This is a genomic window from Rathayibacter sp. VKM Ac-2762 (assembly GCF_009866585.1).
Lineage (GTDB): Bacteria > Actinomycetota > Actinomycetes > Actinomycetales > Microbacteriaceae > Rathayibacter.
In genome coordinates this window covers 2,435,668-2,460,361 of the sequence record NZ_CP047419.1, presented here as the reverse complement: position 1 = coordinate 2,460,361, position 24,694 = coordinate 2,435,668, and the positions used below count along the sequence as shown (strand labels likewise).

The window sequence follows — 24,694 nt, the reverse complement described above, 5'->3', positions numbered from 1 at the left end:
ATGCGTCAGGCGGAGGCGAGCAGCGACTTCAGCGCCGACGTGAAGAACGTCAGCCCGTCCACACCCGAGCGCATCGCGGCGGCAGTGTCGGGCCCGAAGCCCTCCTCGACGGCGTGCTCCGGGTGCGGCATGAGCCCCACCACATTGCCGCGGCGGTTGCTGATGCCGGCGATGTCGTTCATGGAGCCGTTCGGGTTGTGGCCGAGGTAGCGGACGACGACGCGTCCCTCCGCCTCGAGCTCGAGCAGCGTGTCGGCCGAGGCGATGTAGCCGCCCTCGCCGTTCTTCAGCGGGATCGTGATCTCCTGGCCGGGCTCGAAGCCGTTCGTCCAGGCGGTCTCGGTGCTCGCGACCATCAGGCGCTGGTCGCGGCAGACGAAGGATCCGATGTCGTTCGCGATCAGGCCGCCGGGCAGCAGGTGCGCCTCGGTGAGCATCTGGAAGCCGTTGCAGATGCCGAGGACCGGGGTCCCGGCGTTCGCCGCGTCGACGACCTCGCGCATGATCGGGGAGTGGGAGGCGATGGCGCCGCAGCGCAGGTAGTCGCCGTAGGAGAAGCCCCCCGGCAGGACGATCGCGTCGACGCCGTCGAGGTCGTGGTCGCCGTGCCACAGCGCGACCGGCTCCGCACCCGCGAACCGGACGGCGCGCTGGGCGTCGCGGTCGTCGAGCGAGCCGGGGAAGGTGATGACGCCGATCCTCATCGGGCGGCCTCCGCCGGGTAGTGGATCCCGACGACGTCCTCGATCACCGAGTTCGAGAGCATCTCGTCGGCGATGCGCTGCACCGAGGCGCGCACCTCGTCGGTCACCTCGTCGACGGTGATCTCGAAGCGCTTGCCCACCCGCACGCCGTGGAGGGCGGAGTGGCCCAGTCGCGCGAGCGCGCCGGCGACGGCCTTCCCCTGCGGGTCGAGCAGCTCGGCCTTGGGCATGACTTCAACGACGATCGTGGGCACCGTGTTCTCCGGAGTCTCGGGGGAGTGCGGTCTTCCGCGCGACCATCGTACCCGCGGGGGTCCCCGCGATCGGCGGCGCTCAGGAGGTCGTGACGCGGATCGCGTTCGCCCAGGGGTCCTCGAAGGCGAGGGTGCGGCCGTCGTCGCGGGTGGCGACTCCGGAGCGGGCCAGCCGCTCGCCGAGCGCGCCGAGGTCGTCGCTGCCGGGCACCACGATCTCGACCTGTCCGAGGCCGAGGGCCTGCTGCCGGCGTCCGGCGCCCGCCGAGTTCCAGGTGTTCATCGCCATGTGGTGGTGGTAGCCGCCCGCCGAGACGAAGAGCGCCTGCCCGCCGTACGCGATCGTCGTCTCGAAGCCGAGCCGGTCGACGTAGAACTCCTTCGCGGTGGCGACGTCGCCCACGCTCAGGTGCACGTGGCCGACGGAGGCGCCGCCGAGGCGCGGCTGCGCGATCGACTCCTCGGTGAGGTGCTCCTGCAGGAACGCGTTCGGGTCGAGGAAGAGCGTGCTCATCTCGATCCGCCCGTGCGTCCACGACCACTGCGTGCGGTCGCGGTCCCAGTAGAGCTCGACGCCGTTGTGCTCGGGGTCGTCGAAGTAGAAGGCCTTGCTGACCAGGTGGTCGGAGCTGCCGGTGAACGAGCCGGGGTGCCGGGTCGCGACGCTGTACACGGCCGCGGCGAGCGCCGCCTCCGATTCGAAGAGGATCGCCGTGTGGAAGAGGCCGGCGCTGCGCGGCGAGGCGTGCACCAGCTCGGGCGCGTGCTGGAGGATCACGGCCGGCACTCCGCCGCGGCCGAGCACCGCGACCGGTCCGTCGTGCGAGAGCAGCTCGAGCGTCACGGCGTCGCGGTAGTAGGCGATCATCCCGTCGAGGTCGGCGACGCGGAGGGTCACCGCGCCCATCGCGGTGTCGGGAGCGAGCAGGTCGGGGGAGGAGGTGGTCACGGCGGAGACGCTACCCGCTTTTGGTTGAAGCTACAACCATTCGGGGAGGTGCGCGCTCATAGGAATCGCATAAGCGACATCCAGGCGGCGCCGGGAGGCCGGGCGTGGAATGGGAACCGGTCGCCGTCAGGGGCGGCCCCGGCACGAGGACGACACCATGAACGAGCGACACGAATCCGACGAGCGAGAGCTCACCGACCAGCCCGCCATCACCGAGGCGACGGGCGCCGACGAGGTGCGCGCGCTGCGCGCGGACGACCGTCGTCGTCGTCGTCGGGCGCTGATCGCCGGCGGCCTCGGCCTCGCCGTGCTGATCGGAGTGACAGCAGGCGGAGTCGCCACCGCAGGCCGCACCGAGGCGGCCTCCTCCGCCTCGGCCGGCGCCGCCACGATCGTCTACCCCGGCGGCTCGCGGGGATCCTTCGGCGGCGGGTACGTGATCGTCCCCTCCTGGGGCGGATCGACGCAGGGCGGCTCCTCCCCGTACGGCTCGACGCAGGGCGGCTCCTCCGCCTCCGAGCCGGCCACCGGCGCGACCGACGCCGTGGCCGCGAGCACCGCGCAGACCGCCGGCGTCGTCACGATCACCTCCGAGCTCACCTACCAGGGCGCCCGCTCGGCCGGCACCGGCATGATCCTCACCTCCGACGGCATGATCCTCACCAACAACCACGTCGTCGAGGGCGCCACCGCGATCTCGGTCACGGTGGAGTCGACGGGCCGCAGCTACACCGCCCGCGTCGTCGGCACCGACGCGACGAACGACGTCGCCGTCCTGCAGCTGGAGGACGCCTCCGGCCTCACCCCCGCCTCGCTCGACACGGACGGGGTCGCTGTGGGCGACACCGTGACCGCCGTCGGCAACGCGGGAGGGACGGGCGACCTGGTCGCCGCCACCGGCACGGTCACCGGTCTCGATCAGCAGATCACGACCCGCTCCGAGTCGGGGATCTCCGCCGAGACGCTGACCGGGCTGATCCAGACGGACGCAGACATCGTCTCCGGCGACTCCGGCGGCCCGCTCGTCGACTCCGCCGGCCGCGTCGTGGGGATGGACACCGCCGCCTCCAGCGGGACGGCCGACATCACCGGCTTCGCGATCCCGATCTCGAAGGCCCTGGACATCGTCGCCACCATCGAGGCGGGCGCCGACACGGCCACCGTCGAGATCGGCTACCCGGCCTTCCTCGGCGTCTCCCTCTCCTCCGGCACCGCGTCGCCGACTTCGCGCGCGCTCGGGACCACCGCGTCCGGCGCCGCGATCGGCGGAGTCGTCGAGGGCGGGCCGGCCGCGCAGGCGGGCCTCGAGGCGGGGGACGTCGTCACCGCGGTCGACGGGGTCGCCGTCGCCTCGGCCGACCAGCTGTCCGCCTCGCTCGCGCAGCGCGAGCCCGGGGAGTCGGTGACGATCTCGTGGACCGACTCCGCGGGCGCCGCCCGCTCCGCCCAGGTCGTGCTGGTCGAGGGTCCGGTCGCCTGATCGGAGCCTCCGCGTGGCCGCCGGAGCGTTCCCGGCCGTTCACCCGGACGAGCGCGCCACGCCGCCCGTTGTTTTGATCCGCTCAAGACAACTCGGGTAGTGTCCTCGGCATGACGACAGTGGACGAGCGGCTCCGAGCCTCCGGGCTCAAGGTCACCGCCACCCGGCGCGCGGTGCTCCTCGCTCTCGAGGAGCACCCGCACTCCGGGGTGGACGCGGTCCTGGCCCGAGTGCGCGAGGGCCTCCCCGAGGCTTCGGCCCAGGCGGTCTACGGAGTGCTGTCGGCGTTCACCGACGCCGGGATCGTCCGCCGCATCGAGCCGGAGGGCCACCCCCGCCGGTTCGAGCTGCGGGTCGGCGACAACCACCACCACGTGGTTTGCCGGCGCTGCGGGGCCGTGGCCGACGTCGACTGCGTCGTCGGGGAGGCGCCGTGCCTGCATCCGCAGACCGCGAGCGGCTTCGCCGTGGACACCGCCGACGTCACGTTCTGGGGCACCTGCCCCGACTGCCTGGCCCTGGCCCACTGACCGACATCCGCTACACCGCAGCGGCGGGCTCCGTGCCCCTCGCCGACAGGAGGAACATGACCGAGGAACGATTCACCACCACGAACTCCGGAGCACCGGTCGCGAGTGACGACCACTCGCTGAGCGTCGGAGCCGACGGACCCCTCGCGCTCCACGACCACTACCTCGTCGAGAAGCTGGCCCAGTTCAACCGTGAGCGCATCCCGGAGCGGGTCGTCCACGCCAAGGGCGGCGGAGCCTTCGGACGCTTCACCACCACCGCCGACGTCAGCGCCTACACGCGTGCCGCGCTCTTCCAGCCCGGAGTCGAGACCGAGATGCTCGCGCGGTTCTCCACTGTCGCCGGCGAGCAGGGCTCGCCCGACACCTGGCGCGACCCCCGCGGCTTCGCGCTGAAGTTCTACACGAGCGAGGGCAACTACGACCTCGTCGGCAACAACACCCCCGTCTTCTTCATCCGCGACGGCATCAAGTTCCCCGACTTCATCCGCTCGCAGAAGCGCCTGCCCGGCAGCCACCTGCGCGACCACGACATGCAGTGGGACTTCTGGACCCTCTCGCCCGAGTCGGCCCACCAGGTCACATGGCTCATGGGCGACCGCGGCCTCCCCTCCTCGTGGCGGCACATGGACGGCTTCGGCTCGCACACCTACCAGTGGATCAACGCCGCCGGCGAGCGCTTCTGGGTCAAGTACCACTTCAAGACCGATCAGGGCGTCGAGATCCTGAGCCAGGAGCAGGCCGACCAGATCGCCGGTGAGGACGCGGACTTCCACATCCGCGACCTGTCCTCCGCCATCGACCGCGGCGACTTCCCCTCGTGGACGCTATCCGTGCAGGTCATGCCGTACGAGGACGCGAAGACCTACCGGTTCAACCCGTTCGACCTCACCAAGGTCTGGCCCCACGCGGACTACCCGCTGATCCAGGTCGGCACCATGACGCTCGACAGGAACCCCGAGAACTACTTCGCGCAGATCGAGCAGGCGGCGTTCGCCCCCTCGAACTTCGTGCCCGGGATCGCGGCCAGCCCTGACAAGATGCTCCTCGCGCGCATCTTCAGCTACGCCGACGCGCACCGCTACCGCGTGGGGACCAACCACGCGCAGCTGCCGGTGAACGCGCCGAAGTCGCCGGTGCACTCGTACTCGAAGGACGGCCCCATGCGGTTCGACTTCCAGAAGTCCGAGGTGCCCGTCTACGCGCCGAACACGATGGGCGGCGCCCACGCCGATCCCGCCCGGGCGGCGGAGTCGGCTGGCTGGGAGACCGACGGCGAGCTGACGCGCGCCGCGGCGACCCTCCACCCGGAGGACGACGACTTCGGTCAGGCGGGGACGCTCTACCGCGAGGTCCTCGACGACGACGCGCGCGCCCGCCTGGTCGCGAACATCGCCGGCCACGTGTCGAAGGTCACCCGTCCGGAGCTGCGGCAGCGCGTGCTCCAGTACTGGGCGAACGTCGACTCGTCGCTCTCGCAGCGCGTCGCCGAGGCGCTCGAGCCCTCGGCTCCCGGTGCGGACGTCTCCCCCGAGGCGGTCGGCATCGGGGCGTAGTCCCGGCATCCCCTCGAGGAGCGCGCGGTACCGGAGCGATCCGGGTCGCGCGCTCCTCGTCGTTTCCAGGAAGGGTCCTTCCACTCGGTGGAGATCGGATCCCGCGCGCGCGGGTGCCCGCCTCGGTCCGATGCAGCCGGCTCGGACCCAAGATCCGCCCGCGGAACCGGGCGCCGACGAAGAGGACCCCTGATTTCGACACGCCCGGGATGTGCGATTTCGGCCCGTCGTTTGACAGCACCGCGATCGCTGCGTAACTTATTCCGAGTCGCCACAAAGGCCGCAGGGAAACGGAAAGAGCAGCAGCTCCTACGTCCCGGCCTCAATCGGGACCATCCACTCGGCAAGACAGCTTTTCGGAGCAGGTCTGCCGCACGGATGTAAAGCCTTCGCAGGATTCCTCGGATCCAGCAACTTCGCCGCCCGGCGCAGGACTCAGGTCCTGAACCGAGCAACGTCGGAGCGCCTATGAGCGTGACGGCATCGCGAAGAAGCCGGATTTGACACGGCCTGCGGATGTGCTAAGTTATACAAGTTGCCACGGCGACAGGGAGAAAGAAACTTCTCCTAGTCTACCGAGAAGACGCGTATGACGCAAGCAACATTATCTTCGATCACTTTCGTTGTGAAGCACCGTTCTGGTGTGGAGGCGGGATGTGTCCGATTCTTGAGAACTCAACAGCGTGCACTATGTTCAATGCCAATTTTATACCCCGGCCTTGATCTTCGGATCGGGTTGGGATTCCTTTGGAAATTGATGTCAGCTTCCGGCTTTCGGGTCGGAGAGATGTCTTATTTGCTAGAGGTCAAACTTGACTCTCCTTCTCTTCGGGGTTGGGGGTCGTAATTTTTTTACGGAGAGTTTGATCCTGGCTCAGGACGAACGCTGGCGGCGTGCTTAACACATGCAAGTCGAACGATGAAGCCCAGCTTGCTGGGTGGATTAGTGGCGAACGGGTGAGTAACACGTGAGTAACCTGCCCTTGACTCTGGGATAAGCGCTGGAAACGGCGTCTAATACCGGATACGACCTGCCCCGGCATCGGGTGCGGGTGGAAAGTTTTTCGGTCAAGGATGGACTCGCGGCCTATCAGCTAGTTGGTGAGGTAATGGCTCACCAAGGCGACGACGGGTAGCCGGCCTGAGAGGGTGACCGGCCACACTGGGACTGAGACACGGCCCAGACTCCTACGGGAGGCAGCAGTGGGGAATATTGCACAATGGGCGAAAGCCTGATGCAGCAACGCCGCGTGGGGGATGACGGCCTTCGGGTTGTAAACCTCTTTTAGTAGGGAAGAAGGGCTTTGGCTTGACGGTACCTGCAGAAAAAGCACCGGCTAACTACGTGCCAGCAGCCGCGGTAATACGTAGGGTGCAAGCGTTGTCCGGAATTATTGGGCGTAAAGAGCTCGTAGGCGGTTTGTCGCGTCTGCTGTGAAAACCCGAGGCTCAACCTCGGGCCTGCAGTGGGTACGGGCAGACTAGAGTGCGGTAGGGGAGAATGGAATTCCTGGTGTAGCGGTGGAATGCGCAGATATCAGGAGGAACACCGATGGCGAAGGCAGTTCTCTGGGCCGTTACTGACGCTGAGGAGCGAAAGCGTGGGGAGCGAACAGGATTAGATACCCTGGTAGTCCACGCCGTAAACGTTGGGAACTAGATGTGGGGACCTTTCCACGGTCTCCGTGTCGCAGCTAACGCATTAAGTTCCCCGCCTGGGGAGTACGGCCGCAAGGCTAAAACTCAAAGGAATTGACGGGGGCCCGCACAAGCGGCGGAGCATGCGGATTAATTCGATGCAACGCGAAGAACCTTACCAAGGCTTGACATATACCGGAAACTTCCAGAAATGGTTGCCCCGCAAGGTCGGTATACAGGTGGTGCATGGTTGTCGTCAGCTCGTGTCGTGAGATGTTGGGTTAAGTCCCGCAACGAGCGCAACCCTCGTTCTATGTTGCCAGCACGTCATGGTGGGAACTCATAGGAGACTGCCGGGGTCAACTCGGAGGAAGGTGGGGATGACGTCAAATCATCATGCCCCTTATGTCTTGGGCTTCACGCATGCTACAATGGCCGGTACAAAGGGCTGCGATACCGTAAGGTGGAGCGAATCCCAAAAAGCCGGTCTCAGTTCGGATTGAGGTCTGCAACTCGACCTCATGAAGTCGGAGTCGCTAGTAATCGCAGATCAGCAACGCTGCGGTGAATACGTTCCCGGGCCTTGTACACACCGCCCGTCAAGTCATGAAAGTCGGTAACACCCGAAGCCAGTGGCCTAACCGCAAGGAGGGAGCTGTCGAAGGTGGGATCGGTGATTAGGACTAAGTCGTAACAAGGTAGCCGTACCGGAAGGTGCGGCTGGATCACCTCCTTTCTAAGGAGCATCTGGACACCGCAGGGTGTTCCAGGCGCCAGATCAAAGCGAATGTCTTTGCTGGTAGCTCATGGGTGGAACATTGAACTAGGTGCTCGGTGAGATCGTCTCGCGTCAGTACAGCCTTCGGGTTGGGAACGCGTCGGGGCGGTGGAGTCGGGTACATGCACGCTGTTGGGTCCTGAGGGACCGGGCCGGCTGCCTTCGGGTGGCGGGGTCGACTCTCCGGATCCTTTTCTCACGCCTGGGTGTGTGGGAGAGGGATACCGCCCGTATTTTGAGAACTACACAGTGGACGCGAGCATCTTAGATTCACGGCTTCGGTCGTGGATCGACAAGATTCGCATGGCGCGGCTTTCGGGCTGCGGTCATGCAAATCATTGGATCTGCAACTTTTCGAGTTGTAGTTTCTTAACTCATGTGATTAGCAAGTTCATAAGAGCAAACGGTGAATGCCTTGGCATCTGGAGCCGAAGAAGGACGTCGTAATCTGCGATAAGCCTCGGGGAGCTGATAAACGAGCTGTGATCCGAGGATTTCCGAATGGGGAAACCCCGCCAGGCCCCTTGTGGTGACCTGGTGACTCCCGCCTGAATATATAGGGCGGGTAGAGGGAACGTGGGGAAGTGAAACATCTCAGTACCCACAGGAAGAGAAAACAACAGTGATTCCGTCAGTAGTGGCGAGCGAACGCGGAAGAGGCTAAACCGAGTCATGTGTGATACCCGGCAGGGGTTGCATGGCCGGGGTTGTGGGACTTTTCGTTCCGGTCTGCCGGCCGGTGAACGTTACAGCGCATCATAGACGAACAGGTTTGAACGCCTGGCCAGAGCGGGTGCGAGCCCCGTAGTCGAAATGGTGTTATGGCGTGAAGAGTATCCCAAGTAGCACGGGGCCCGAGAAATCCCGTGTGAATCTGTCAGGACCACCTGATAAGCCTAAATACTCCCAGATGACCGATAGCGGACAAGTACCGTGAGGGAAAGGTGAAAAGTACCCCGGGAGGGGAGTGAAATAGTACCTGAAACCGTTTGCTTACAAACCGTCGGAGCCTCCTTGTAGGGGTGACGGCGTGCCTTTTGAAGAATGAGCCTGCGAGTTAGTGCTCTGTGGCGAGGTTAACCCGTGTGGGGCAGCCGTAGCGAAAGCGAGTCCGAATAGGGCGATTCAGTCGCAGGGTCTAGACCCGAAGCGAAGTGATCTATCCATGGCCAGGTTGAAGCGACGGTAAGACGTCGTGGAGGACCGAACCCACTTCAGTTGAAAATGGAGGGGATGAGCTGTGGATAGGGGTGAAAGGCCAATCAAACTTCGTGATAGCTGGTTCTCTCCGAAATGCATTTAGGTGCAGCGTTGCGTGTTTCTTGCCGGAGGTAGAGCTACTGGATGGCCGATGGGGCCCAAAAGCTTACTGACGTCAGCCAAACTCCGAATGCCGGTAAGTGAGAGCGCAGCAGTGAGACTGTGGGGGATAAGCTTCATAGTCGAGAGGGAAACAACCCAGACCACCAACTAAGGTCCCTAAGCGCGTGCTAAGTGGGAAAGGATGTGGAGTTGCACAGACAACCAGGAGGTTGGCTTAGAAGCAGCCACCCTTGAAAGAGTGCGTAATAGCTCACTGGTCAAGTGATTCCGCGCCGACAATGTAACGGGGCTCAAGCACGCCACCGAAGTTGTGGCATTGACATTAGTGGTAGGCCTTCGTGGTCCAGCCGTGTTGATGGGTAGGAGAGCGTCGTGTGGCGAGTGAAGCGGCGGTGTGAACCAGCCGTGGATGCCACACGAGTGAGAATGCAGGCATGAGTAGCGAAAGACGGGTGAGAAACCCGTCCTCCGGAAGACCAAGGGTTCCAGGGTCAAGCTAATCTTCCCTGGGTAAGTCGGGACCTAAGGCGAGGCCGACAGGCGTAGTCGATGGACAACGGGTTGATATTCCCGTACCGGCGAAGAACCGCCCAAGACAATCCAGTAGTGCTAAGTATCTGAATCCCTTTGATGGATCCCTTCGGGGTGAAGCGTTGGGCCTAGCGTACGACCCCGTGCTGGTGCGTTTAGCGTATTAACAGGTGTGACGCAGGAAGGTAGCCGAGCCGGGCGATGGTTGTCCCGGTCTAAGGATGTAGGGCGAACGATAGGCAAATCCGTCGTTCATACAGCCTGAGATCTGATGGGTAGACGCAAGTCGAAATCGGTGATCCTATGCTGCCAAGAAAAGCATCGACGCGAGGTTCTAGCTGCCCGTACCCCAAACCGACTCAGGTGGTCAGGTAGAGAATACTAAGGAGATCGAGAGAATCGTGGTTAAGGAACTCGGCAAAATGCCCCCGTAACTTCGGGAGAAGGGGGGCCTGAGGCGTGAACGGACTTGCTCCGGGAGCGTTCGATGGCCGCAGAGACCAGTGGGAAGCGACTGTTTACTAAAAACACAGGTCCGTGCTAAGTCGCAAGACGATGTATACGGACTGACGCCTGCCCGGTGCTGGAAGGTTAAGAGGAACGGTTAGCCGCAAGGCGAAGCTGAGAATTTAAGCCCCAGTAAACGGCGGTGGTAACTATAACCATCCTAAGGTAGCGAAATTCCTTGTCGGGTAAGTTCCGACCTGCACGAATGGCGTAACGACTTCCCAGCTGTCTCAACCGCGAACTCGGCGAAATTGCATTACGAGTAAAGATGCTCGTTACGCGCAGCAGGACGGAAAGACCCCGTGACCTTTACTATAGTTTGGTATTGGTGTTCGGTGTGGCTTGTGTAGGATAGGTGGGAGACGTTGAAGCGGGCACGCTAGTGTTCGTGGAGTCATTGTTGAAATACCACTCTGGTCACTCTGGATATCTAACTTCGGACCCTAATCGGGTTCAGGGACAGTGCCTGATGGGTAGTTTAACTGGGGCGGTTGCCTCCCAAAGAGTAACGGAGGCGCCCAAAGGTTCCCTCAACCTGGTTGGCAATCAGGTGGCGAGTGTAAGTGCACAAGGGAGCTTGACTGTGAGACTGACAAGTCGAGCAGGGACGAAAGTCGGGACTAGTGATCCGGCAGTGGCTTGTGGAAGCGCTGTCGCTCAACGGATAAAAGGTACCTCGGGGATAACAGGCTGATCTTGCCCAAGAGTCCATATCGACGGCATGGTTTGGCACCTCGATGTCGGCTCGTCGCATCCTGGGGCTGGAGTAGGTCCCAAGGGTTGGGCTGTTCGCCCATTAAAGCGGTACGCGAGCTGGGTTTAGAACGTCGTGAGACAGTTCGGTCCCTATCCGCTGCGCGCGCAGGAAATTTGAGAAGATCTATCCCTAGTACGAGAGGACCGGGATGGACGAACCTCTGGTGTGTCAGTTGTTCCGCCAGGAGCACCGCTGATTAGCTACGTTCGGAACGGATAACCGCTGAAAGCATCTAAGCGGGAAGCCGGCTTCGAGATGAGATTTCCATCCCTTCGGGGGAGAGGCTCCCAGCCAGACGACTGGGTTGATAGGCCGGATGTGGAAGACAGGACTAAAGACTGTCGGAGCTGACCGGTACTAATAAGCCGATAACTTGATAATCACTACACTCATACCGTTGTAAAGGCTGGTAGGAGTGGTCAGAGATTGCTTGCGTCCACTTTGTGGTTCCCAGAAGACGGGCACCCCGCATCCTCCTTCGGGAGGAGCGGAACAATTGAATACACGCACGGCGTGTAACCCAGATTTGACCATGTGCCCTCGGGCGCGTGTGTCGCCAGGGTTACGGCGGCCATAGCGAGAGGGAAACGCCCGGTCACATTCCGAACCCGGAAGCTAAGACTCTCAGCGCCGATGGTACTGCAGGGGGGACCCTGTGGGAGAGTAGGACACCGCCGGACACCATTCACGATGGCCACCCAGAAATGGGTGGCCATCGCTGTTTAACCACCACCTCGGATCCCCGCTGCTCACTGGAGCGCGGTGCGGGTTAGGGTGGTGCGACGGTTACGGCCGTCCTCCCCGCCCTCGGGCGGGTCAACTCCACAGAGCATCACCACGACAGGCGAGGAACGCATGGACGACTCAGGATCCGACCGCAACGACCGGGACTCCGGACGTCGTGACGAGCGGCCGCCTCGCGCCGGCGGCCCCGGCGGCTCCTCGAACGATCGCGGCGGCTCGGGCGGTTCCCGCCCCCGCCGCGACGGTGATGCTCGTCCTCCCTATCGTGGCGGTGGCGACTCCCGTCCGCAGCGTGATGGTGACTCGCGTCCTCCGTACCGCGGTGGTGGCGATTCCCGTCCGCAGCGCGACGGGGACTCCCGTCCGCAGCGTGATGGCGATTCCCGTCCGCAGCGCGACGGGGACTCCCGTCCTCCTTACCGTGGCGGTGGGGATTCGCGTCCGCAGCGTGATGGTGACTCGCGTCCTCCTTACCGTGGTGGTGGGGATTCCCGTCCGCAGCGCGATGGGGACTCTCGTCCTCCTTATCGCGGTGGCGACTCTCGTCCGCAGCGAGACGGCGACTCTCGTCCTCCTTACCGTGGTGGTGGGGATTCCCGTCCACAGCGCGATGGTGAGTCTCGTTCTCCTTATCGCGGTGGCGGCGACTCGCGTCCGCAGCGTGATGGTGACTCGCGTCCTCCGTACCGCGGTGGCGGCGACTCTCGTCCGCAGCGTGACAGTGACTCTCGTCCTCCTTACCGCGGGGGTGGGGATTCCCGTCCTCAGCGCGATGGGGACTCCCGTCCTCCTTACCGTGGAGGTGGGGACTCGCGTCCGCAGCGGGACGGTGACTCGCGTCCTCCCTATCGCGGTGGCGACTCGCGTCCCCAGCGTGACGGGGACTCCCGGCCTCCTTACCGTGGAGGTGGGGACTCGCGTCCGCAGCGGGATGGAGACTCCCGCCCTTCCTACCGTGGTGGTGGCGACTCTCGTCCGCAGCGTGACGGGGACTCGCGTCCTCCGTTCCGTGGTGGATCGCGCGACGGGGGAAGCAGGCCGTGGTCGGACGATCGTCGTGGCGGCGGAGACCGCCAGGGCGGCGGACGCGGACGCGAGGGCTTCGGCGGCGGACGCGGCGGCCCCCGCGAGGAGCCGGAGCTCACCGAGGAGGAGCGCGAGCGGCGCTCCCTCCAGTCGGTGCGTCCGCGCCACGACGACCCGGACCTTCCGGACGACGTGCAGGCCAAGGACCTCGACAAGGTCGCCCGCAACGAGCTGCGCACGCTCTCGAAGGACAACGCCGAATGGGTCGCCCGTCACCTGGTGATGGCCGGCCGCCTCCTCGAGGAGGACCCCGAGCTGGCGCACCGCCACGTGCTCTCGGCGGCCCGCCGCGCGGGACGTATCGCCGTGGTCCGCGAGTCGCTGGCCATCTCGGCGTACGCGACGGGCGACTTCGCCCTGGCGCTGCGCGAGCTGCGCACCTTCCGCAGGATCTCCGGCTCGGACGAGCAGGTGCCGCTGATGGTCGACTCCGAGCGCGGCGTCGGCCGACCCGACAAGGCGCTCGAGCTGGGACGGTCGATCGACCGCACCACGCTGAGCCCCGGCGCGCAGGTGTCGCTGGCGATCGCCATGTCCGGCGCCCGCCTCGACCTCGGGCAGGCGGAGCTCGCTCTCATGGAGCTCGAGATCCCGCAGCTGGACCCGGACCGCGCGTTCTCGTACAGCCCGGATCTCTTCGCCGCCTACGCACTCGTCCTCGAGGAGGTCGGCCGCTCCGAGGAGGCGGCCGAGTGGCAGCGTCGCGCCGACATCGCGGCGCAGGCCGTCTTCGCGGCCGAGGGCGGCGGTGACGACGAGACGATCGAGGTGATCGAGGAGGAGCACGAGTCGGCCGACGCCGCGTCCGCTCCCGATCGCGCCGAGGAAGGGACCGCGGTCGACGACGCGGACGACTACCTGGACGACGAGGAAGGCCCGACCGCCGTCGACGACGCGGACGAGGACGAGGTCCACCGGACTGTGTCCGAGGAGATCGACGACGACGACGACGCGGACGCGGACGACGCCGACGCGAGCGCTGACGCCGACGCCGACCTCGTCGACACGGACGAGCCGACCTTCGCGGACGAGTCCCTCGAGTCCGACGATCTCGCCGAGACGGACCCGGATGAGGCTCTCGACTCGGCGGAGCCGACCGCCGACGAGTCGGTCGAACCCGCCGACACCACCGAGGAGGACGCCGATGTTCCGCAGCAGCAGGACTGAGCCCACTCCCCTCGACGGCCGCGACTCCGTCCTGGCCGACCTCGACGGGGTCGTCTACAAGGGCGCCGACGCGATCCCCTTCGCGGTGGAGAGCCTCAACCGCGCGGCCGAGACGCTGCGGGTCGGCTACATCACCAACAACGCCTCCCGCACGGACGCCTCCGTCGCCGGGCACCTCTCCGAGCTGGGGCTGAGCGTCCGGCCCGAGGACGTCGTCACCTCCCCGCAGGCAGCGGTCGTGCTGCTCGCCGACCTGGTGCCGGCCGGCTCGACGATCCTCGTCGTCGGGGCGGAGGGCCTCACCTCCGAGGTCGAGCGCGCCGGGTTCACCGTGACGCGCAGCGCGGAGGACTCGCCGGCGGCGGTCATCCAGGGCTTCGCACCCACGGTCGGCTGGGAGCAGCTGGCCGAGGCCTCGTTCGCGCTCCACACGGGGATCCCGTGGGTCGCGACGAACACCGACTGGACGATCCCCGTCGCGCGCGGCATCGCCCCGGGCAACGGGACCCTCGTCTCGGCCGTGCACACCGCGGTCGGCCGGCTCCCGGTCGTCGCGGGCAAGCCCGAGCGGGCCATCTTCGACGCGGCGACCGCGCGCTTCGGCTCGACGAACCCGCTGTTCCTCGGCGACCGGCTCGACACCGACATCGCCGGCGCGAACGGCGCAGACATGGAGAGCGCCCACGTGCTCACCGGGATCGACCGGGCCAAGCAGCTCCTCGCCGCGGAGCCCAAGCTCCGGCCGACGTACATCCTCGGCGACCTTCGCGAGCTGCACCTGCCCTACCCGGCGACGACGGTCTCGCGGAACGGCACGCACGCCGTCCGCGGCGCCAAGGTCCGCCTCGACGGCGACTCCGTGGTGATCGTGGACGCCGGCGACGACGCGACCGATCTGCTCCGGGCCGCCTGCTCGGTGATCTGGTCGTCCGGCCGCGCGATCTACGGCCTCGACGTGCCGGAGTCGCTCTACAGCTGAGCCTGCTCGGCGGGCTCCCGGCGTCCCTCGCGGCGCAGGAGCCCGTCGAGCCGGCCGGCCAGACCGACCGCGACGATCGCGATCAGTGCGGCGTACGAGAAGGTCGCGGCGAAGACCCCGGTCCCGGCCCCGATCAGCCCGGTGACCGCCGCCGCGAGGAGGCCCGTCAGCGCGAGGGAGACCGAGGCGCCGGTCGAGTCGGCGATCTGCAGGGCCGAGCTGTTGAAGCCCTCCCGGCCCGGAGCGGAGAGCGCGAGCGTCATCGTCCCCATCCGCGGGAACATCGTGCCCATGCCGCCGCCGGCCAGGAACCAGCCCACGCCCGCGACGATCGGGCTGAGGGCGAGCACCGTGACGAGCAGCACGACTCCGATGCCGGCGAGCACGAGCGACGTGCCGAGCCGCATCGCTCCGCCGTGGCTGAGGCGGGTACCCGGGCGTCCCTGGATGTTCGAGCCGAGAGCCCAGGAGACGGCGCCCGCGGTGAGCATGGCGCCCGAGAGCCAGGGCGGCAGGCCGTACTGCTCCGAGAGCAGCAGCGGCAGGTAGACCTCGGTGCCGAAGAACGCCGCGGCGACGAGGGCGCGGAGGAGGATCACCGACGGCAGGACGCCCCGGGCGCGCAGCGTGCCCGCGGGCAGGAGCGCGCGAACCGCCACGACCACGACCACCACGGCGGCCGCGGCCAGGAGCCCGGCGAGGTCGGGCGCGAGCTCGGCGCTCGTGCTCAGCACGACGACTCCGGCCGAGACGACCACGGCGCGGGCGATGCGGCCCACTGCCCGGCGATCGAACGGGAGGCGCTCGCGCGGCTCGAGCGAGCGGAGCGTCGGCGCGATCGCGGCGCTCGCGAGGGCCACCAGGGCGACGACTCCGAAGAAGACCCAGTGCCAGCTCGCGAGCTCGGCGACGACTCCGGCCACCAGCGGCCCCACCAGCGACGGCACGACCCAGGCCGCGGCGAAGGCGCCGAAGATCCTCGGATGCAGCTCGCTCGGGTAGACCCGCGCGACGAGCACGTAGAGGGTGACGGTGATCCCTCCGCTGCCCAGCCCCTGCAGCAGGCGGGCCGCCACGAAGACCGGCATCGCCTGCGCGGCGCCCGCGGCGACGAGACCCAGGGTGAAGAGCAGGATCGCGACCACGAGCGACGGCGTCGGGCCGCGGCGGTCGGCCGAGGAGCCGGCCGCGACCATCCCGACCACGGCGGCGGCGAGCGTCGCCGCGAAGGCCAGGGGGTAGAGGGCGCGGCCGTCGAGGTCGGCGCTGACGATCGGCATGATCGTCGTCACGGCGAGCGACTCGAACGCGCAGAGGAAGACGAGGCTCGTCGTTCCGATGGTCGTCAGGAGGAGGGGAGCCGAGGTGATGCCGCGGCGATCACGAGAACGCACCTGCTCAACAGTACGCCGAGCGCAGAGCCGGTCAGCGGTAGACGGCCCAGTCGTCCTTCGCGAGCACCGTCGGGGTGCCCTCGATCTCGACCAGCCAGCCGCGGTCGTCGCGCTCGAGGTAGCGCCCCTGCACGATCTCGGGGGCCCAGCCGCCGTCGCGGGAGGAGATCCAGCGGACGAAGCGGACGGTGCCTCCGCGCCGGAACAGTGTGCCGTTGTGGTCGCTCATGCGGGGATCTTCTTCACGGAGAGGTCGTCGGGCGACGAGGTTTCGGGGAGGAGGTGGAGGCCGAGGCGACCGTTCGAGGCGTTCGAGAGCTCGCGCAGCCAGTGCGGGTTCAGCTCGATCGCGGCGGTGCCGTCGTACTCGTAGCGGGTGGGGATGCCGGGGTGGAGCCACAGTTCGGACCGGCGGCCCTCGGCGTCCTCGATCGTCAGGAGGAAGCCCTCGCCGCGGCGGAACCGCGAGGTGATCACGGTCTGGAGGTGGGCCAGGGCGCGGTCCTCGAAGGAGTGCGAGCTGGCGGGTGCGCCGTAGAGCAGTCGTCCCATCGCGCGCACCTCCTCACCGTCGGCGGCGCACGGAAGGCGTGCCGCACCGTCGACACTAGGTATTGCTAAGTCGGTTGACTAACAGTCTCGGCGCCGACTGCGCTTTCGGGACACACGCCGTCCGATCGCCGGAGAAGTGGTTCGATGGGGGCAGCGAGTTCCCGTCCGGGGCGCCTGCCGCTCGGAAGGTGCACCTCGATGGACGCTCGGCCAGACCTGTTCGCTCTGCTCACGCGATTGCGCACGGCGGAGCGCGACTACGACGGCCGCGTGGAGCGCCGCCTGGGCATCGGCGCCACGGATCTCGCGGCCCTGCGGCTGATCGGGGTCGGGGAGCGGCGCGACGAGATCGTCCGCGCCGTCGACCTGTCCGCGGCCCTGTCGATCACGACGGCGGCCGTCTCCCTCCTCGTCGACCGCCTCGCCCGCGCCGGCTACGTGGACCGCACTCCCGACCCGTCCGACGGGCGCGGCCGCATCCTCTGCCTGACGGAGCGCGCGCAGAAGGCCATCGTCGGCACCGACGACCCGACCTACGAGCAGATCCGCGCGATGGTCGCGAAGGTGCCCGAATCGGAGGCCGCGACCGTCGCGGTGCTGCTCGACGGCCTCAGCCGCATCCTCGAGGGGCAGCCGCCGCCCGAGCTCGTCGACTGATCAGCGCTGCAGCGTGGCGCTCGGCGACTCGCCGAATCGCTCCGCGTAGGCCGCGCTGAAGCGGCCCGCGTTCCCGAAGCCCCAGTGCCGGGCGACGGCGGCGACCGTCGTCCCGAGGGGCGGACTCACGGCGAGCTCCTCCCGTGCGCGGTCGAGCCGCACCAGGCGCAGGTAGGCGATCGGGCGCATCCCGAGCACCCGCTGGAACGCGGACTGCAGGCCCCGGACGGTCAGGCCCGACGCCGCCGCCATCTCGGCGGGGCCGATCGGCTCGCTGCAGTGGGCGTGCACGTACTCGACGGCCGTGCGGATCCGTGCGTTCCGGGGGGCGAGGAGCTCGGGCGGGACCGGAGCGGACTCCGGAGGGTAGAGGTCGAGCAGCGCGGAGGCCGTGGCACGGGTGAGCTCGTCCCAGAGCAGCGGCTCGACGCGCTCGCTGCGCAGCGCGCGGGCGGAGTCGGCGACGGCCGTGCGCCAGCGGCGGATCGCCGCGGCGTCGGGGCGGTGCTCGGAGTCGAAGACGAGGGAGCCGACGAGGCCGCGCTCGGCGGCGACCCGGTCGACCACTCCCCGGTCGAGGTGCACCAGGCGCTGGTCGAAGTCGACGTAGTCGAAGGCGAACGGCCGGCCGACGGGGAAGAGGACGGGACGGTTCTCCTCCATCGCGATCGAGGCGCGGCCGACGTCGATCCGGCCGGAGCCGCCCACGATCCACTGCACGACGACGTCGTCCGAGTCGCCCACGCCGCCCGCGAGGCGCCCGGACATCCGCGAGGTGCGGAGGGTCATCCCGCCGTCGCCGATGGCCGCGTAGCGGTAGCTGAAGTCGGCCGCGGTGGTGGCGGCGCGCCACTCGTCGCCGTTGTAGAGCCGCGCGAGGCTGTGCCGCGCCTCGTCCGGATCCTCGCCGCGGGCCTCCAGCCGGACGCGAGGGTGGTGATCGTCCACAGGTCGTTCCGGTGCCTCAGCGCGTGAGGCGCTCGATGAGCTCGCGGTAGCGCGCGGCCGTGCGCTCGACGATCTCGGACGGGAGGGTCGGCGGGAGGCCCTGGCCGTCCCAGTTGTCGGAGAGCCAGTCGCGCACGATCTGCTTGTCGAACGAGCGGCCGCGGATGCCGGCGTCGTAGTCGTCGGCGTCCCAGTAGCGGGAGGAGTCGCTCGTGAGGACCTCGTCGCCGAGGGTGACGACTCCGGTCCCGCGGTCGACCCCGAACTCGAACTTCGTGTCGGCCAGCAGCACGCCGCGGGCCAGGGCGATGGTGGACGCCTCGCGGAAGACCGCGAGCGAGAGGGTGCGCAGCGCCTCCGCGGCCTCCTCCCCGACGATCTCGACCGTGCGCTCGAAGGTGATGTTCTCGTCGTGCTCGCCCTGCGGGGCCTTCCAGGCCGGGGTGTAGATCGGCTCGGGGAGCGCGTCGCCGTCGTGGAGGCCCTCGGGGAGCGGGACGCCGCAGACGGAGCCCGTCTCCCGGTACTCCTTCCAGCCGCTGCCGGAGAGGTAGCCGCGCACGACGCACTCGATCGGGAACATGTCGAGCGTCTTCACCAGCATCGACCGGCCGCGGACCGCCTCGGGGATCGCGCCCGGGATCAGGTGGTTGGGGACGTCGGAGAGCTGCGCGAACCACCAGAGGGAGAGCGTGGTCAGCAGCTCGCCCTTGCCGGGGATCCCGGGCTCGAGGACCGCGTCGTACGCGCTGACCCGGTCGCTGGCGACGACGAGCATGCGGTCGGCGCCGAGCACGGGGTCGGCGTCGTCGGGGGTGTAGAGGTCGCGCACCTTGCCGGAGTAGGCGTGCTGCCAGCCGGGCAGCGGCGCCGTGGTGTCGAAGGACAGGGAGTCGTCGCGGGTCACCGCACCATTCTCCCCGATCCGGGGGGCTCCGCGGCTCCTGAAGACCTCCTGTGTCCTGGCGGATCGGGGCTGTCAAGCACGCGCGGCCGCCGATCCCGCGCGCCTAGCGTCGAGACATGACCTCGCAGAACGACCAGACTCCGCAGAACGACCAGTACACGTTCCAAGACCCGACCGCGATGTTCGCCGACATCGACACGGAGGCCCAGTACCAGGAGGGCTCCGGCCTCGACTCGAAGATGGACGACCCCGCCGACCGCGGCGAGTCGACCTACCGCGGCTCCGGCCGTCTGACCGGGCGCAAGGCGCTCGTCACCGGAGGCGACTCGGGCATCGGCGCGGCCGTCGCCATCGCCTACGCCCGCGAGGGCGCCGACGTCGCGATCGTCTACCTCCCCGAGGAGGAGTCGGACGCGAAGAAGGTCGTCGCGCTGATCGAGGAGGCCGGCCGCACCGCCGTCGCCATCCCCGGTGACATCACCGACCACGACTTCGCGGTGGGCGCCGTCGCGAAGGCCGTCGAGGGCCTGGGCGGACTCGACATCCTCGTCAACAACGCGGGCAAGCAGCAGCACGTCGAGGACTTCCTCGAGCTCTCGGACGAGCAGTTCGACGAGACCTTCAAGACCAACGTCTACGCGATGTTCTGGATGACGAAGGCGGCCGTGCCGCACCTCGCCCCGGGCTCCGCGATCATCAGCACCTCGTCGATCCAGGCCTACCAGCCGTCGCCGATGCTGGTCGACTACGCCAGCACGAAGGCCACGATCAACACGTTCTCGAAGGCGCTCGCGCAGCAGCTCGCGCCCAAGGGGATCCGCGTGAACGTCGTCGCCCCGGGCCCGATCTGGACGCCGCTGCAGACCGCGGGCGGCCAGCCGTCCGACAAGCTGCCCGAGGTCGGCTCGCAGACGCCGCTCGGACGCTGGGGCCAGCCGGCCGAGCTCGCTCCCGCCTACGTGTTCCTCGCCTCCCCGGAGTCGAGCTACGTCGTCGGCGAGACGCTGCACGTCAACGGCGGCATGCCCACGCCGTAACACTCGGCGCTCACGGCGGGCCCGGTCGCGGCGCGGAGGAACCCTCTTCCGCGCCGTGGCGGGGCCCGCCGTTTTGGTTGTCGTAACAATCGACTGCTGTGCAGGTTCGTGCGCGAGAGTCGGTGCATGACCGATTCCCTGCCGATCCTCGACCTGTCCCGCCTCGACCAGGGGGAGGCGGAGGCCGCCGCCTTCCGCCGCGACCTCCGGGAGACCACGCACGACGTGGGATTCTTCTACCTCGTCGGCCACGGCGTGCCCCAGGACCTCCTCGACGACGTCGTCGCCGTCTCCCGCCGCTTCTTCGACCTGCCGGAGGAGGAGAAGCTCGCGATCGAGAACACCCTCAGCCCGCAGTTCCGCGGCTACACCCGCTTCGGCGCCGAGCTCACCAACGGCGACGTCGACTACCGCGAGCAGGTCGACATCGGCATCGATCGACCGGCCGTTCCCGCCGGGCCCGGCGTCGCCGACTACGAGCGCCTCGAGGGGCCGAACCTCTGGCCCGAGGCGCTGCCGGAGCTCCGCGAGGTCTTCGAGCGCTGGCACGCGGAGCTCGCTGCGGTCGCCATCCGGCTGCTGCGCACCTGGGCCGTCGCGCTCGACGCCCCGGAGGACGTGTTCGACGAGGCGTTCGCCGAGCGGCCGTTCTCGCTGGTGAAGGTCGTCCGCTACCCGGGCACCTCCGACCCGGAGCCCAAGCAGGGCGTGGGCGCGCACCGCGACGGCGGCGTGCTGACGCTGCTGCTGGTCGAGCCCGGCAAGGGCGGCCTGCAGGTCGAGCACGACGGCTCGTGGATCGAGGCACCCGCGATGGAGGGCGCGTTCGTCGTCAACATCGGCGAGATGCTGGAGCTCGCCACGGGCGGCTACCTCAAGGCCACGCTGCACCGCGTGATCTCGCCGCTGATCGGAACGGACAGGATCTCGATCCCGTTCTTCTTCAATCCCGCGCTCTCGGCCACCATGCCCTCGCTCCCGCTGCCCGAGGAGCTCAAGTCCGGCCTCTCGGTCGACCCGACGAACGCGCCGATCCTCGAGACCTACGGCGAGAACGCGCTGCGCTACCGCCTCCGGGCCCACCCGAACGTGGCGGCCGCCCACCACGCGGACCTGCTCGCTCCCACCGTCTGACCCGGGAACGACGAAGGGCCCCCTTCCGCGCGAGCGCAGGAGGGGGCCCTTCGTCGTCAGTGCGTCAGCAGCGCGCGGCGGCCACGGGGACCGTCGCGGTGAACGCGGGCTGGCCGGTCGCCGATCCGGTCACCGTCACCGTGCCGGCCGGCGTCGAGGCCAGGCGGGTGGTGAAGGCGGCGGAGGCGGACGAGCCGGGAGCGACCGCGGTGAACGACTTCGAGCCGTAGGCCGAGGTGATCGTGACGTCCGCGGCAGCGGTGTCGGTGTTCTTCACGGTCGCGGTGAGCACGATCTTGCCGGCGAGGCAGCGCGTGGCGACCGCGGGGACGAGCTCGAGGGTGTCCAGCGGGACGGCGGCCGAGACCGACGTGCGCACCAGCTTGTCCGCGTACCCGGTGTAGGAGGCCGTGACGCCGGTCACGCCCGCCGGGACCGAGACGCTCGCCGAGCCGCCGGAGAGCGGGACGGTCGAGGTCCACGAGCCGCCGGTGAAGGTGACCGAGCCGACGACGTCGCCCTTGTCGGCCGCCGCGACCGTCGCCGTGACCGTGCGGCCGTCGGCGGTGAGGGTCGTGGTGGAGTCGACGGCGGTGACGCCGGTCCAGTTCTTCATGGCGGTGAGGACCGTCTGCGGGACGCTCACGAACGCGCCGTGCCGCGGGCTGGCCGGGAGGCCGGCGCGGCTCTTGGGCGAGACGTTCCAGTCGGCCGACTGCGAGAGGCGGTTCGTCTGCGAGCTGCCGGCGATGGCCGCTCCGGAGGTGAGGAAGGCCTTGTAGCCGCCGTCGCCGTAGTTGTCGACGAGGAAGGCGTAGCCGTCGCCCGTGCCGGTGGTGTCGTTCGGGTCGCCCGCGTTCAGCTTGATGATCTCGGGTCCCTCACCGGCCTGGCCGGTCTCGAGCGAGGTCATCCGGGTGTCGGTGAGCTGCCACGTGGTGTTCGGGTCGGCGCTCCAGTTCGAGGAGGTCGTCCCGGCGGTCAGGACCTTCGACTTCTCGAGGAAGATGTCCTTCCCGGCCTCGAGGGTTCCGGCGGCGCCGCCCTCCTCGTTCTTCGTGAAGCGGTAGTAGTAGTCGCCGATCTTCGTGATCGTCGAGTCGATCCGCGCGTAGCCGGTGTCCTGCCAGGTGGCGGGAGGAGCGGTGAAGGTGCGGAAGTCGCGGGTGATCACGGAGAAGACGCGGGAGTAGAGCTTGTCGCTGTTGGTCTTCGTCGCGTCGGAGTAGAGGCGCGAGGAGAAGAACACGACGTAGGACTGCAGGGCGTCGTCCCAGTACGCCTCGGGCGCCCAGGTCATTCCGGCGGCCGGCTGGTTCACCGTGATGCCGGTGTCGGCGCCGTTGGTGCGGGTCCACTGCACCAGGTCGGTCGACTCCCAGACCTCGATCTTCAGGCTGCCCTTGGACTGGGCGTCGCCCCAGCCGGTGCCGCAGGAGATGCAGAGGTCGGTGGCGACCATGTAGTACTTGTCGCCGTTGTGCGAGCGGAGGATGAACGGGTCGCGCAGGCCCTTCGTGTCGGTCGTGGAGGTGATGACCGCCTTGCCGCCGTTGACCGGCGAGAAGGTGAAGAAGTCGTTGCCCGAGGTCGCGGCCTGGTAGATCTTCTCGTCGCCGTCCGACTTGAAGTACGCCGAGGCGTAGCCCGCGTCGGGAGCGGTGCGGCCGAGCTCGGCGACCGTCAGCGTGAAGGCGCGCGTCTCGGTGACGCCGTTGAGGGTGGCCGTCGCGGTGAGGGTGACGGTCCTGTCCCCGGAGCCGTAGGCCGGCCGGGTGACCACGCCGCCGCCGCGGTAGGGGTCGGCCGCGCCGACCGCCGGAGCCGCGTAGGAGGTGTTCGTCGGCGTGACGAGGGCCGGGTCCGAGGAGGTCCAGGTGATGTCGGTGCCGTTCCGGGCGCCCTTCACCGCGAGGGGGAGGTTCTCGGTGGTGCGCGTGGCGAGCTTCAGCGCGTCGAGGTCGTCGTTGATGCTCGGGGCGAGCACGACCACCTCGAAGGCGATCGTCGCGCCCTGGGCGGTGGTCGCCGTCAGGGTGACCGGGGTGTTCTGCGCGATCGAGCGCGAGACGACACCGGTGGCCGAGACGACCGCGCTGTTCGAGGAGGTCCAGGTGAGCGGGACGCCGCTGCTGGAGGCGGGCAGCGTCAGGTTCGAGGAGACCTGGGTCAGCGACGGGTTGCCGGCCAGCAGGACGGGCTGGATGTCCGAGCGCAGCAGGGCCGAGGTCGCGGACGCCTTCGCCGTGGCGGTCGGCATGCTCGAGGCGACCTGCTCGGCGGTGAGGGAGGTGTCCCAGAACTTCACGTCGGTGACGTCGGCGGTCACGAGCGCGTCGCCGGAGTAGAGCGAGCGGCCGAGGTAGCCGAGAGTGGACCCGGTCGGCACGATGCTCGCCATCGACTTCGTGGTGTTCGCCGTCGAGATCTGCGTGCCGTCGCGGTAGAGGGTCAGCACGGTGCTCGAACCCGTGCCGGTGCCGACGAGCGTGAGGGTCGTGAATCCGGGGTTCAGCGTGCCGCCGAACGGCATGCGGGTCTCGCCGTTGCTGGTGGGCTCCTTGACGCGGATGCCCGCGAGGACCTGTCCGCTGGGCGAGCCGTCGGGGTTGCGCGGGTTCACGAAGACGTGGTTGCCGAGCTGCGTGGTGTTCCACGGGCCGACGCCGTCGCCGATGACCCAGCCGAACTGGTTGGCGGTGGTCTGCGTCTTCACCGTGTACTCGACGGCGAACGCGTTGTCGGCTCCGGTGACCAGGCCCTGGGGCAGGCTCGCGTAGCCGTCGTTCTTGAACCGGGCGACCTGGTCGCCGCCGGCGTTCGCGAAGGACGCGTCGGTGAGGCCGGTCAGGGTGGCGTTGCGTCCGTTGCCCGAGATGTCGAGCAGGGCCGAGCCGGCGTGGGACATGTCGTAGTGCGCGGTGGGCGTCGGGACGTCGACGGCCTGCGCCGAGACGGGGACGAGAGCGCCGGTGAGGGCGACGCTCGTGCAGGCGAGAGCGGAGAGGAAGAGGGATCGCACGCGGCGCCGAGGCGCGGCGGCAGGGGGCTCCGGGGAGCGTCGTCTCATCGTCGAGACCTT

Annotated in this window: 18 protein-coding genes and 3 rRNA genes; 11 read left to right on the top strand and 10 right to left on the bottom strand. The window is 67.9% G+C overall.

The features are described 5' to 3' along the window. Positions 1-5 precede the first annotated feature (5 nt). From purQ to GTU71_RS11575, 3 genes are all read right to left on the bottom strand, one after another. A complete protein-coding gene (gene purQ / locus GTU71_RS11585; protein ID WP_104222737.1) occupies positions 6-704 on the bottom strand; it encodes a phosphoribosylformylglycinamidine synthase subunit PurQ in 699 nt (232 codons plus the stop codon). Continuing rightward, on the bottom strand, positions 701-958 hold the full coding sequence (gene purS / locus GTU71_RS11580; protein WP_104222736.1) for a phosphoribosylformylglycinamidine synthase subunit PurS: 258 nt from the start codon (positions 956-958) through the stop codon (positions 701-703). The genes purQ and purS overlap by 4 nt, the downstream gene beginning before the upstream one ends. Positions 959-1,037: 79 nt before the next feature. Continuing rightward, the gene (locus GTU71_RS11575; protein ID WP_159941233.1) at positions 1,038-1,865 is read right to left on the bottom strand and encodes a VOC family protein; all 828 of its coding nucleotides are present in this window, start codon (positions 1,863-1,865) and stop codon (positions 1,038-1,040) included. A gap of 199 nt (positions 1,866-2,064) precedes the next feature. On the opposite strand from GTU71_RS11575, the gene GTU71_RS16300 reads away from it, so the two are divergent. From GTU71_RS16300 to rrf, 6 genes are all read left to right on the top strand, one after another. After that, positions 2,065-3,387: a trypsin-like peptidase domain-containing protein gene (locus GTU71_RS16300; RefSeq protein ID WP_208543585.1), complete on the top strand. Its 1,323-nt coding sequence runs from the start codon at positions 2,065-2,067 to the stop codon at positions 3,385-3,387. A 110-nt stretch (positions 3,388-3,497) separates the two neighbouring features. Next, positions 3,498-3,917 (top strand): Fur family transcriptional regulator, encoded by a 420-nt coding sequence (locus GTU71_RS11565; RefSeq protein WP_104222735.1) that lies wholly within the window; start codon positions 3,498-3,500, stop codon positions 3,915-3,917. A 56-nt stretch (positions 3,918-3,973) separates the two neighbouring features. Next, positions 3,974-5,473 carry a catalase gene (locus GTU71_RS11560; protein ID WP_159940172.1) on the top strand — a complete coding sequence of 500 codons (1,500 nt, stop codon included), beginning with the start codon at positions 3,974-3,976 and terminating at the stop codon, positions 5,471-5,473. A gap of 851 nt (positions 5,474-6,324) precedes the next feature. Continuing rightward, positions 6,325-7,847, top strand: a 16S ribosomal RNA gene (locus GTU71_RS11555). Between the two features lie 425 nt (positions 7,848-8,272). Then, a 23S ribosomal RNA gene (locus tag GTU71_RS11550) occupies positions 8,273-11,388 on the top strand. A 182-nt stretch (positions 11,389-11,570) separates the two neighbouring features. Then, positions 11,571-11,687, top strand: a 5S ribosomal RNA gene (gene rrf, locus GTU71_RS11545). Together the 16S, 23S and 5S rRNA genes form the textbook arrangement of a ribosomal RNA operon. Positions 11,688-11,871: 184 nt before the next feature. On the opposite strand, the gene GTU71_RS11540 is transcribed toward rrf, so the two are convergent. Then, positions 11,872-12,945, bottom strand: coding sequence for a hypothetical protein (locus tag GTU71_RS11540; protein ID WP_159940170.1), 1,074 nt, complete (start codon positions 12,943-12,945; stop codon positions 11,872-11,874). Here GTU71_RS11540 and GTU71_RS11535 point away from each other — a divergent pair. Further along, positions 12,931-14,004, top strand: a complete 1,074-nt coding sequence (locus tag GTU71_RS11535; RefSeq protein ID WP_244230539.1) for a hypothetical protein — start codon at positions 12,931-12,933, stop codon at positions 14,002-14,004. The genes GTU71_RS11540 and GTU71_RS11535 overlap by 15 nt on opposite strands. Continuing rightward, positions 13,982-14,983, top strand: a complete 1,002-nt coding sequence (locus GTU71_RS11530) for an HAD-IIA family hydrolase (RefSeq protein ID WP_104226795.1) — start codon at positions 13,982-13,984, stop codon at positions 14,981-14,983. The genes GTU71_RS11535 and GTU71_RS11530 overlap by 23 nt, the downstream gene beginning before the upstream one ends. Here the strand turns inward: GTU71_RS11530 and GTU71_RS11525 are convergent. Genes GTU71_RS11525 through GTU71_RS11515 form a run of 3 tightly spaced genes read right to left on the bottom strand, consistent with a single transcriptional unit; the run spans position 14,974 to position 16,929 of the window. Then, positions 14,974-16,377 carry an MFS transporter gene (locus tag GTU71_RS11525; RefSeq protein ID WP_159940168.1) on the bottom strand — a complete coding sequence of 468 codons (1,404 nt, stop codon included), beginning with the start codon at positions 16,375-16,377 and terminating at the stop codon, positions 14,974-14,976. The two genes, GTU71_RS11530 and GTU71_RS11525, sit on opposite strands and share 10 nt — an antisense overlap. 31 nt (positions 16,378-16,408) lie before the next feature. Then, positions 16,409-16,606, bottom strand: coding sequence for a hypothetical protein (locus GTU71_RS11520; protein ID WP_068256013.1), 198 nt, complete (start codon positions 16,604-16,606; stop codon positions 16,409-16,411). Next, complete coding sequence (locus tag GTU71_RS11515; protein ID WP_104223794.1) at positions 16,603-16,929, bottom strand: hypothetical protein; 327 nt, start codon at positions 16,927-16,929, stop codon at positions 16,603-16,605. The genes GTU71_RS11520 and GTU71_RS11515 overlap by 4 nt, the downstream gene beginning before the upstream one ends. A 198-nt stretch (positions 16,930-17,127) precedes the next feature. On the opposite strand from GTU71_RS11515, the gene GTU71_RS11510 reads away from it, so the two are divergent. Then, a complete protein-coding gene (locus GTU71_RS11510; RefSeq protein ID WP_159940166.1) occupies positions 17,128-17,586 on the top strand; it encodes a MarR family transcriptional regulator in 459 nt (152 codons plus the stop codon). Here the strand turns inward: GTU71_RS11510 and GTU71_RS11505 are convergent, their stop codons facing one another. Together GTU71_RS11505 and GTU71_RS11500 are read right to left on the bottom strand one after the other, a co-directional pair. After that, positions 17,587-18,534, bottom strand: coding sequence for a helix-turn-helix domain-containing protein (locus GTU71_RS11505; RefSeq protein ID WP_104233810.1), 948 nt, complete (start codon positions 18,532-18,534; stop codon positions 17,587-17,589). It abuts the gene before it with no gap. A 16-nt stretch (positions 18,535-18,550) separates the two neighbouring features. Beyond that, positions 18,551-19,441 carry a phosphoribosylaminoimidazolesuccinocarboxamide synthase gene (locus GTU71_RS11500; protein WP_244230538.1) on the bottom strand — a complete coding sequence of 297 codons (891 nt, stop codon included), beginning with the start codon at positions 19,439-19,441 and terminating at the stop codon, positions 18,551-18,553. Positions 19,442-19,557: 116 nt separating this feature from the next. Here GTU71_RS11500 and GTU71_RS11495 point away from each other — a divergent pair, with 116 nt between their 5' ends. Beyond that, complete coding sequence (locus tag GTU71_RS11495) at positions 19,558-20,478, top strand: glucose 1-dehydrogenase (protein ID WP_104223791.1); 921 nt, start codon at positions 19,558-19,560, stop codon at positions 20,476-20,478. Positions 20,479-20,604: 126 nt separating this feature from the next. Continuing rightward, positions 20,605-21,612 carry a 2-oxoglutarate and iron-dependent oxygenase domain-containing protein gene (locus GTU71_RS11490; protein WP_159940164.1) on the top strand — a complete coding sequence of 336 codons (1,008 nt, stop codon included), beginning with the start codon at positions 20,605-20,607 and terminating at the stop codon, positions 21,610-21,612. 64 nt (positions 21,613-21,676) lie between these two features. Here the strand turns inward: GTU71_RS11490 and GTU71_RS11485 are convergent, their stop codons facing one another. Then, a complete protein-coding gene (locus tag GTU71_RS11485) occupies positions 21,677-24,634 on the bottom strand; it encodes an immunoglobulin-like domain-containing protein (RefSeq protein WP_244230537.1) in 2,958 nt (985 codons plus the stop codon). Positions 24,635-24,694: the final 60 nt, after the last annotated feature.